Raw genomic sequence first — 1,966 nt, forward strand, 5'->3', positions numbered from 1 at the left:
TGTAATGTTGTATCGATATCGTTTAAAGGCATAATATGTACGCCTGCAGCGATTTTTTTGATTTGTTCCAATGTTTCGATAGCGATTTCTGTACCCGCTTCTTTACCGCCCTTTTCTACGCGGTCTAGGATTTCTTGTGTAAGGTTGATCCCAGGCACTTTTTCGTGTAGATATGTGGCCATTTTGAAGCTTTTAAGTGGAATTAAACCGAGCATAATAGGCACATCGAACTCAGACATTTTATCGATGTAGCGTTTTGCTTGTTCTAAATCGTAAATTGGTTGTGTTTGTACGAAATGCGCACCATTTTTAATTTTAGCAGCCAATTTTTGACGTTCAATTTCTAAATCTGGAGCACCAGGGTTACCAGTAGCACCGATGTAGAAGTTTGTAGGCTCGTCTAAGTCGTTACCTGCCAAGTCTTTGCCAGAATTCAAAGTTTTAGCGATATTTAGTAAACCCATGCAGTCTACTTCGAATACGGATTGTGCAAATGGATGGTCCCCATTATCTGGTTTGTCACCAGTAAGGGTTAAGATATTATTTACGCCAAGTGCTGCAGCACCAAGTAATTCGGATTGCAAGCCGATGATATTACGGTCGCGGCATGTAAGGTGGAAGATAGTTTCGATATCTTTATTGTGTTGTAACAAATAAGACAAGGAAATTGGGCTCATACGCATTTTGGACATAGGGCTGTCAGCGATGTTAATAGCGTCAACCTTACCTTTTAAACGCGCTGCTTGGTCGAATACTTTTTGAGCAGAACTGCTCTTTGGTGGGTCTAATTCAACAGTGATGGTGAACTTCCCTTGTTGATGTTTCTCTCTTAATGTCATCATGTACCTCTTGATCTATACATATGGTGAAAGCTAATCATGTTTAATCTTTTACGTGGTTTTTACCATCAAAATAAGTTTTTAAGATGAGCTTTCACCTTGTTTTGTGTCATGTAAATTAGAAATTATTTTTCTAATGTTTCAAAGTAATCATTTGCGTGGTTAACGGCAGCGATACCGTCTTTAGCATAGATGTCTGCGCCCGCTTGGTCTGCGTAGTCTTGAGAAACTACGGCACCACCAACCATAACCTTAGTTTTAAGGCCTGCAGCGCGGATAGCAGCGATAGTATTGTCGATTTGAGGCATTGTTGTAGTCATCAAGGAACAAATACCAACGAGAGCTGCCTTATTGTCTTTAATCGCTTGAACGATAACTTCTGGGTCAACGTCTTTGCCAAGATCGACAATTTTGTAACCATTGTTTTCAAGTAAGGCTGCTACGATATTTTTACCTAAATCGTGGATATCGCCTTTAACGGTTGCCACAACGACTGTACCTTTATCCAAGCTTTCACTAGCAGGAATGATTTCTTTAATAGTGTTGAAAGCAGCTTGCATTGTTTCGGCAGCGAGCATTACTTGTGGCAAGAATAATTTACCAGAACCGAATTTATCCCCTACTACGTTCATCGCTTCAGATAAGCCTTTTTTCGTAATATCTAATGGGTCCATGCCGTCAGCTAACGCTTTTTTCACAAGATCAACAATGGCTTCTTTTTCGCCTTGTTCTACGCAAGCACGGATATTAGCGAGTGGATCATTGCTGTCGAAGGATTTCTTTTCAGGACCTTTAGGAGCTGCATTGCCAGGAGCACTTGTTTCATCTTCATAGCCATATTCTTTGATGAATTCTGCAGAACCTGGATCCCAGCCTAATAATGTAGTGCTAGATACGAACGCTTTTTTCGCTGGATAGTTTAGAGGATTCATAATTGGTGTAGTTAAGCCACATGCTAAAGCCATTGTTAAAAACTGGCCGTTCAAGTAAGGACGTTGTGGCATACCAAAGGAGATATTGGACAAGCCCATTACTGTTGGGAAGCCAAATTTCTCTTTATATAACTGTAATGTACGCAATGTTTGGCGTGCACTATCTTCACCGCTAGCAAGTGTTAATACCAATGG

At 40.5% G+C, this 1,966-nt stretch carries 2 protein-coding genes; both read right to left on the bottom strand.

The window, feature by feature from the left end; translation table 11 throughout:
• Positions 1 to 839: methylenetetrahydrofolate reductase (locus QZ055_RS09310; protein WP_295826474.1), on the bottom strand; the 839-nt coding region annotated here is incomplete at its 3' end.
• Between the two features lie 125 nt (positions 840 to 964).
• Positions 965 to 1,966: cobalamin-dependent protein (locus QZ055_RS09315; protein ID WP_295826477.1), on the bottom strand; the 1,002-nt coding region annotated here is incomplete at its 5' end.

It is taken from the genome of uncultured Veillonella sp. (assembly GCF_905209685.1).
Taxonomy (GTDB): Bacteria; Bacillota; Negativicutes; order Veillonellales; family Veillonellaceae; genus Veillonella.